At 63.6% G+C, this 8,834-nt stretch carries 4 protein-coding genes and 1 pseudogene; all 5 read right to left on the bottom strand.

The annotated features are described in order from the left end of the window. Nucleotides 1-233, bottom strand: a pseudogene (locus ABH924_RS03670) (endonuclease); the annotation flags it as partial. A gap of 72 nt (nt 234-305) precedes the next feature. Beyond that, nucleotides 306-3,461, bottom strand: coding sequence for an efflux RND transporter permease subunit (locus ABH924_RS03665; protein ID WP_404496951.1), 3,156 nt, complete (start codon nt 3,459-3,461; stop codon nt 306-308). Nucleotides 3,462-3,501: 40 nt separating this feature from the next. Then, nucleotides 3,502-3,966, bottom strand: a complete 465-nt coding sequence (locus ABH924_RS03660; protein ID WP_234749643.1) for a hypothetical protein — start codon at nt 3,964-3,966, stop codon at nt 3,502-3,504. Next, the gene (locus tag ABH924_RS03655; RefSeq protein ID WP_404496949.1) at nt 3,963-7,130 is read right to left on the bottom strand and encodes an efflux RND transporter permease subunit; all 3,168 of its coding nucleotides are present in this window, start codon (nt 7,128-7,130) and stop codon (nt 3,963-3,965) included. The genes ABH924_RS03660 and ABH924_RS03655 overlap by 4 nt, the downstream gene beginning before the upstream one ends. A 272-nt stretch (nt 7,131-7,402) precedes the next feature. Beyond that, complete coding sequence (locus ABH924_RS03650; RefSeq protein WP_404496947.1) at nt 7,403-8,395, bottom strand: hypothetical protein; 993 nt, start codon at nt 8,393-8,395, stop codon at nt 7,403-7,405. Nucleotides 8,396-8,834: the final 439 nt, after the last annotated feature.

Below are 8,834 nucleotides of genomic sequence, written 5' to 3'. Positions count from 1 at the left end.
CGGGCTGCGTGGACGTAGTCCGCGGCCAGCTTCGCTTTCAGCGCGGCGGTCCGGGCCTCCAGCCGGGCCACTTCGGCCAGGCCGTCCAGGCAATCATCCGCCAGACGCCGCAGCGGGTCGGTGTTTTCGGAGGAATCAGCGTCCCCGGTGAAGGCGGTCAGCGCGGCAACGGACGCGGCGACGGCCTCCACGGCCGCCCTGCTGTCCGCACTCCAGGCTGTCCTTCCATCCATACCCACAGCATCGCAGGAGGCACCGACAATTTAATACCTCGCTGGGCGCGTGCGCGAGGCAGACACACTCGGCTACCTAGGTTCCTGCGCTCGGAAAGGAGCCATTCGCCTGAATCTCCGGAAAAGGAACGCTGATCCCCTCCGTGCCACGCGTGAAGATCCGCTCGGGATGGACCCCGCTTTTGCGAAGCGGAGGTAGAGCGAAGGAACAATGAACAAATTGAGCAGTGTGGACGTGACGAGTCCGCCCAGAATGACCACGGCCATCGGGTGTTCGATTTCATGGCCCGGGATATTGCCCATGACCACCAAAGGCACGAGGGCAAGTCCGGTAGCCAAGGTGGTCATGAGGATCGGGGAAAGCCGTTCCGCAGCTCCGCGCAACACGAGGGCGCGGCCGAAAGCTTCGTCCTCGTTCCTTTCCAGATGCTGGCAGTGGCTGATGAGCAGGATCCCGTTGCGGGCTGCGATGCCCATGACCGTGAGAAACCCGACGAGTGAGCCGAGCGAGAGGACCCCACCGGTGATGTAGGCGGCGAAAACTCCGCCGACCAGGGCTATTGGGAGCGTCAGCAGCGCGAGTAGGGCCAGCCGCCAGCTCCGGAACGATGCCTGCAGTAACAGGAAGATCAGGGCCAGGGCCGCTATGGCGAAGATCGTCAGGCGTTCGGTGGCCGCTTGGCGTTCCGTGTACTCACCGAGGAGCTGGACGCCGTAACCCGGCGGCAGGTTCATCTCTTCGAGGCGTTCCTGGAGCGTGCGGACAACGGTCCCGAGGTCCGCCCCCTGATCGATAAAGGAACCGACCTCAACGCGGCGGGATCCGTTCGTGCGGTCAATGAGGTTGGGTGTCGCTTGCACACTGACAGCGGCGACGTCGGCCAGCCGGACGCGCTGTCCGCCGGGAGTGTCGAGCGGCAGGTCTTCGATGCTGGTGACGCTGGCGCGGGTCTCCGGTGTGCTCCAGACTTGGACGTCATAGGCGCGACCGTCCCGGAAGACGTCGCCTACCTCTTCCCCGGCCACGAGTGTCGCGGCTGCCCGCCTGACGTCGCCGGGTTTCAGCCCGTACTTTTGTGCCGCGGCAAGATCCACCTTGACCGTAATCTGCGGCACCTCGACTTCCAGGGAAATGTGGGGTTCATTGGTGCCCTGGATGTGGTCAAGAATGGATTTGATCTTTTGGGCCTGGTCCCGCAGCACGTTCAGGTCATCCCCGTAGACCCGGACCAGGATTGGTTCGCTGGAGCCGGTCAGGACCTCTTCGATTCTCTCTTTCAGGTAGGTCTGGACGTCGCGGTGCAGGCCCGGATAGCCGTCGACAACCTCCTGGACAGCTGCCACCGTCTTATCGTAGTCAGCGTGGCGGTCGATGCTGATCCAGTTTTCCCCAGCGTTGACGCCGACGATCTCGTCTGCGGTGAACGCCTGGCCTATGTGTGTTCCGCAGTTCAGGACTCCGGGCACCTTGAGGAGCTCCTCACAGCCCCTTTGTGAGATGCGGTATTCCTCTGCTGCCGATGTGCCGGGTTCTGAGACCCAGTGCATCAGGAAGTCCCGTTCCTTGAAGGTGGGGAACAAGGACTGGCCCAGCAGGGGAGCGATCACCAGACCCGCCAGCGCGACGGCGCCGAAACCGGCGTAGCCGTAGCGGGGCCGGTTCATGGTCCGGGACAAGGCGGCGTGATATCCGCGTTTGAGCACCCGGACCAGGGGAGGATCGCGCTGCTCCAGTTTCGCCTTGCCGAGCAGAATCAGGGCCAGCGCCGGCGTCACCGTCAGCGCGACCAGCATCGAGGCGAGGACGGCCAAGGTATAGGAGACAGCCAGCGGCCGGAAAAAGACGCCGGTCAGTCCGTCGAGGAAGAAAATGGGAACGGCCGCGACGACGATGATCAAGGTCGCGTAGACAATGGGACTTCGCATTTCCAGAGAGGCCCTGAGCACTACCGAGGCGGTTGGTTCCTCGCTGCCCACGGCCCTGTGTTGCCTGAGCCGTCGCATGATGTTTTCGACGTCGATAATCGCGTCGTCGACGACGACACCCACTGCGATGACCAGTCCCGCCAGGACCATGGTGTTGATGGAGCTCGCCGTGAAGTACAGCACGAGCGCCGCCGTCAGGAGGGAGAGTGGAATGGCCACAAGACTGATCAGCGCGGTGCGCCACTGGAAGAGGAAGGCGCCGAGGATCATGACGACCAGCAGGCAGCCCAGGAGCAGCGCGAGGCTGAGGTTGGAAATCGCCTCCTCGATGAAGCTCGCCGGACGGAAGATGGTGGTATCAAAGGTGATTCCACTCAACCCTGGCTGGAGCTGGCGGAGGGCGTCCTCAACTCCCTTCGTCACATCGAGGGTGTTTCCCCAAGGGAGTTTTTCGACGATGAGCATGAGTCCGTGCCCGTTGTTGATGACCGCGTCGCCGATGAGCGGCTGGTGGTCCTCGACGACCTTGGCCACGTCGCCCAAGTGCAGCGCGACGCCGTCCTTTTCCCTGATGGTGACTTGCGCCAGGTCCTCGGGGCTGGAAACCGCTTGGACATGCTGGACGCCCATTCTTTGGTTCGGACTGTCAATGAAGCCTCCAGTGCCGATGAACCGGCCGGGGGAATACTTCAGCAGGCCGGCGTCCACGGCTCCGGCGGTGACTTCCATGACCTGGTTGAGCGAAACGTCTTCGGCCTTGAGCCGGTCCGGCTGCACCTGGACCTGCAGCATCTGGAGCCGTTCACCCCAGATGGCGACGTTGCCCACGCCGGGCACCCGGAGCAAGCGGGCACGGATCGTCCAGTAAGAGAGCATGGACATCTCGATGAGGGACCGGTCGGAGGAGGTCATGCCGATCTTCATCACGCGGCTCGTCGACGACAAAGGCTGAAGCATGACCGGCGGAGCCGCCCAGGTGGGCAAAGCGGAGGTCACTGCCGCCATCCGTTCAGATACCACCTGGCGGGCGTTCAGCAGATCGGTACCCTGCTTGAAGACGAGCACGATCGAGGACAGCTGGGGCACGGACTTGGAGCGCAGCTCATCCAGGCCGGGCATGCCGCTGAGGGAAGCCTCGATCGGGACGCTGACCAGCTCTTCCACTTCCTGCGCGGTCAGGCCCAGGCAGGCCGTCTGGATTTCCACGCGCGGGGGCGCGAATTCTGGAAAGACATCGATGGACGCTGAGCTCAACTGTACGGAGCCCAACAGCATCACCGCGCAGGCCAGTGCAACAACCACCGTCCTGAATTTGAGGCTGATGCCTATGATCCAACGCATCTCAGTGGGCCGTATCGAATTCCTCGCCGAGCAGTTCCTCGGCCCCCAGCGTTACCACCACCGTGCCGACCGGCGGACCGTCCCTCAGCAAGGCGGCTTCGCCGGCGATTCGCTCGATATTTACCGCCTGGCGGACGTACACACGGAGCTCCGGATTTGTGTAGACCCAGGTCCTGCCCTGGCTGTCGTACAGGATTGCCCCGTAGGGGACGGTCAGCTTCCCCTGCGGACCCGACGCCGCCATCCCGGTCTTTAGCCCCAGCCGTTCGACGGCGCGTTCCGTCAGGGTGATGCGGTGCAGGTCCGTCCCCGGGACTTCTTCCAGGGTGGCTGGGTTGTCTGCGGCAGGCACGGCTTCGGCTGGCGGCTGGGAACAGGCTGGCAGCGACAGCGTCAGGAACGCGGCGACCACCAAGGCGATCAGGACCTTGGTGCTGCGGCTCCGCCGGGAAGCTATCTTTTTCATGGTGCATCCTCGCTCTGTGCCCGGAGCAGCGAATCGTTCCGGGTTGCGGTCCTACGCGCCGGATCCGGTCCGAATCGAAGCAAAAGTGCGGGCAAGACAAGTAGCAGGAAAAGCGTCGTGGTCAGCAGCCCGCCCCAGATGATGACGGCGAGCGGTTGGATGATTTCCTTTCCGACCACGCCACCGATGAGTACGAGCGGCAGTAGGGCAAGTGCCGTCATCAGGGCCGACATCAGCACGGGCATCAACCGGTCCCGCGCGCTTCGGATCACGAGAGCGGGCCCGTGGGCCGCGCTATCCTCGGATCCCAAGCTTCGGGCGTGCCGTATCAGCAGGATGGAGCCACGCACGGCGATGCCCAGGACGGCGGAGAAGGCAGGAAGCGAGATCAAGGAGTTGATTCCGCCCGTCATTTGGGCTGCGAGCACCCCGCCCGAGAGCGCCGCAATCAGGCCCAGGAAGACCGTCGCACCTAGCCGCCAGCTTCCGAGCGCCGTCTGGAGAAGCACGAGGATTCCGGCCGCAGCGACCGCCGCCAGCAGCCACAGCCACCGGGCGCTATTCTGCTGCTCTGCGTACTGGGTGAGGATTTCCGCATGGTAAGAGAGCGGGAACTGAAGTTGCTGGAGGCCCTTCTCGATGTCCTGCTGTACGTCGTTGAGCGCGCGCCCCTGAATTTCAGCCTTCACATCGATCCGGCGCGAGGTGTCATCGTGCAGGATGACCGCCTCGTTCCCGACCATGTTGACCTGGGCAACGTCGCCGAGGCGTACGTGCCCGCCGCCAGGGGTGTCGATCAGCAGCTCGCGGACGCTGGTAAGGCTGTTCCTGGTGGACGGGGTTCCTTTGACGATCACCGAGAAGACTTTTTGTTGCTGGTAGATGTTGCCGACTTCGATTCCCTGCAGCAGGGCAGCGGCCGCGCGCCTGACATCGCCGGGGATGACACCTGCCTTTTGGGCCGCGGCCAAGTCAACCTGGACTTCGACGATTGGTTGTTGGACAGGCGCGTCGACATGGGGATTGACGACGCCGCCGGTCCGGGCCAGGATTTGCCGCACTTCCTCAGCTTTCTGGCGGAGCGTGGCCATATCCAGGCCGTATACCCGGACGGTGAATCCGGGGTCGGCGGCCTCATGGATCTGGTCGATCTTCTGCTGCGGGTACGTGGATACCTTGCTGGTCAACCCCGGGTACCCATTTACCACGTGCTGGACTGCCGCCGCCGTGTCGCGGTAGGAGGCCTCCGCGGAAACTGTCACCCAGAGCTCCCCGGCGCTGATGTCACCCACCTGGTCCGAGGTGATCGCGCGCCCGACGTGTCCCCCCACATTGGCCACGCCGGGAAGTGCCCGGAGCTCTTGGGCGGCCGCATCAGTGATCCGGCTCATTTCCTGGTCTGACGTGCCGGCGATCGTACTCCATTGCACCACGAGTGTCTTGTCCGGCAGGACGGGCACTGTCGGACGGCCGGTGGCTAGCTGGGGCGCGAGGGCAAGCCCGGCAAGGGCCATGACCGCAGCGCTCGCGAATACCCATCGAGCCTTTCCCGCTGCCCGGGACAAGGCACGGCCGTATCGGCTGTGGACCCGGGACAGGGTGCGTCCTTCCCTTGCGGTGGTCCGGCCGACGGGCAGGACGAAGACCAGCGCCGCGGTGACAGTCAGCGCCACGATCATCGCGACAGCCAGGGTGAGGAGGTAGGAAAGGAGCAGCGGGCCGAAGAGCGCTCCGTCTTCGCCCGGGACGAAGAACACGGGCAGCACCGACAACGCCATGATCAGCAGAGAGTAGAGAATCGGCGTTCGCACTGCCCGCAGGGACCCCGTCACCAAGGCGGCGCTCGACTCCGCGACGCCGGGCCCGACGCCGGACCGGGCGCCTGCCCTGCCAGCGCGGACTGCGCCATAGAGGTCTTCGGCGACGTCACCAACGATGACGGCCAAGGCCAGGATCATCCCGGCCAGGACCATCGTGTTTATCCCGGTGCCTCTCAGATACAGCACCAAGGCTGCCGCCGTCAGTGAGACCGGAATCGTGACCAGACTGATGACCGCGGTGCGCCAGGAGCGGAAGAACGCGCCAAACATGGTGGCTATCAGCAGCAGGGAGACAAGCAGTGCGACACCAAGCGTGCCGACCTCTTCCTGGATGAACGCTGCCTGTCGGTAGACGGTGGTATCGATCGTGACGCCGGACAGCCCGGGCTGGAGGGCATGGAGCGCATCATCGATGCCCCGGGTCACGTCCATTGTGTTCGTCTCCGGGAACTTCTCGATGACGAGGAGCAATTCGGCATCCTTGCCGGAAAGTGCATCCCCGATCAGCGGCTGGTGATCGGTCACGACGTGGGCGACATCGCCCAACACCAGCTTTCCGGCCGGCCCCTCCAGGCTGACTTGGCCCAGATCCTCGGGCGTGGTGATCGGCAGGACGTGCTGAACTCCGAGCCGCTGGTGGCCGGTCTCCAGAAAGCCGCCGGTGCCGGGTGTGGACGCCTCAAGGTAACTCAACGGCGACACCCACACGGCGTTGCCGGTGGTAGTAATGACCTCGTCCAGCGTCACGCCCTTGGCCTCAAGTTGTTCAGGATCGACCAGGACCTGCAGTTGCTGGTCGCGGAGGCCCCAAATAGACACGTTCGCGACGCCGGGCACCGCCAGGAGGCCGGGCTTCATGGTCCAGCGGGCGAGAACGGACATGTCAATGGCCGACATCTCTTTGGAGGTCAGCCGAATCATCATGACCCGGCTCGTCGATGAGAGCGGCTGCATCAGGACGGGCGCGGCAGACACGTTCGGCAGCGCGCGTGCCTGGGTCAGACGTTCGGACACAAGCTGGCGGGCCCGAAAAAGGTCGGTCCCCGGCTTGAACACCATCTGGATAGATGACAAGCCCGGGACTGATTTGGAATGAATGGCTTCCACCCAGGCCACACCGTTCAACAGGTCCGCCTCCATGGGCGAAGTGATCAGCTGTTCAACTTCCGCGGCGGAGAGCCCTAGGGCCTCGGTCTGGATTTCAACTTGTGGAGGGGCGAATTCCGGGAAGGCATCCACTGCCATGCCCGGCAGGCTCGTGAAGCCGAACCCCAGGATCCCCGCTGCCAATGCCAGGACCAGAAACCGGAACTGGAGTACCCATCGGAGGATCGTGCCCATCATGGCCGGTCACCCGGTTCTCGGGGTGTGACAGTGGAGAAGCCGCAGCGGGGAGGAGACACTTCACAATCGATTTCTGGTGAGTGCCCGCTGAAAACGTTATATCCCCGGTACGTGTCCACCACGCCGCTCCCTGGAACAGTGCCAAAGCGCCCCCAGACGTGTACGTCAATGATGAGCCCCGAGCAAACCCGCGGTCAACGCTCAATGCAATGATTCTCAGGATGTTAACAGGGAATTTTCCGTCTTTTAGCAAATCATAGTGGTAGCGCGGACTAACCGCCGGAACCCGGCGCCGCAATCTCGGCGTGGGGCGTTGTGCCGTAAACACTCGCACTGACCTGGTAGGCGTGCCCGTCCAATTCCAGTGCCTGCTTATTGATCTCGCTCAGCTTGGAGTCCGCGAGCGCCTCCGCAGTGATGAGGTCCAACGACTCCTGGTCCGCACCACCAACCGCTGTCACTTTCACCAGCCCCGTGCCCGCTGAATAGAGCTTTTGCTGATGGCCCACAGACGGTTCCAGCGGATTGTATTCATCAACGACCAACACATCGTCGTAGCACGCGGCGGGGACGCACACCCGCTCGTGCTGTTTGAAGACAGTTCCGCAATCCAGGAAGCCCACGTCGGGTGCGTGGGCCTGGACGTACCCGGGCGTACCGGTCACGGGCTGATCCTGCATGGCGATCCCTGCCTGTGCCTTGGAAATGCCGCTAATGAAAGTGCGGGGCGCGCCGGTGAAAGTGCCGTTCTCGTACTCTTCCGGATACTCCCCGAAGAGCCAGACCGCTCCCTTCTCCGTCTGGGCAAAGAAAGCCAGTTCGGATTCCACCAGCTGCCCGTCGAAGTAGTCCCGGTCCCACATCACGAGGGTCTTCACGCCGTCTATCACCTTTGTCAGCCCGGTCACAGAGTGGACCACCGTGCGCTCGGAGATGCCATCGGCACTCTTCACCGTGCCCTTCGTCGTGTACTGCATGCCGGGCTTCAGCGGAAACCACTTGTTGTCTATCCTGGGCGTCGACTGGAAGGCGGAGCCGTCATAGTGGATGGCGGACCCTGCCCCGCAGAGCTCTGCGGCGTCCGGGGTCACTGTCGGGGTCACCGTTGGCGAGGCTGATCCCGACGTCGGTCCTGTCGGCGTCCCGTTTGACGTGGCCGGGGAAGGCGTGCCGCTTGGCCCGGAACACGACGCCACCGCGGACATTGCCAGAAAAAGCACGAGTGCGGATCCCAACGCTGTTAGTCGTTTGCTTGGCTGGAACATCTCGGTTTCCTTTCACAACAGGCTGATGAAAGGGAGGACCGGGACAGCTGGAGAGAGTTTTCATGCCGCACCGCCCACGGTCCAACATTTCTCAATTGTGCTCCGGCAGGCGCACAAAAAGAACAGACGGCGCACAAACCTGGTGAGCCGAGCGGGGGTTCCCGTGGGCAACGTCGGGGGGCCGGCGGCGTCTGGGGTAGAGAGCCCCGAGCCCCGGGCTCCAGGGGCCCTCCCGCCGTCGGCCCCGTCCAATGCCCGGTCCCGGAGGGCCGGCTGGTCTGTCTCAAGCCGCGGATGTGTTCCTGTGTTAATTCAACATCTTTCGCGGCCCTGAAGCACGAGTGCCGCCTACTCGTTTTCCAAGGCCACGGGCGGCCATACACGCGGAGAACCCTACGTAAGCAGGGCTTTCGCCAATTCCGCGTCCACGCTCATTGCG

Origin of the sequence: Arthrobacter sp. GAS37, assembly GCF_044908325.1 — a bacterium.
Lineage (GTDB): Bacteria > Actinomycetota > Actinomycetes > Actinomycetales > Micrococcaceae > Arthrobacter > Arthrobacter ramosus.
This window is presented reverse-complemented; position numbering and strand designations above follow the sequence as displayed.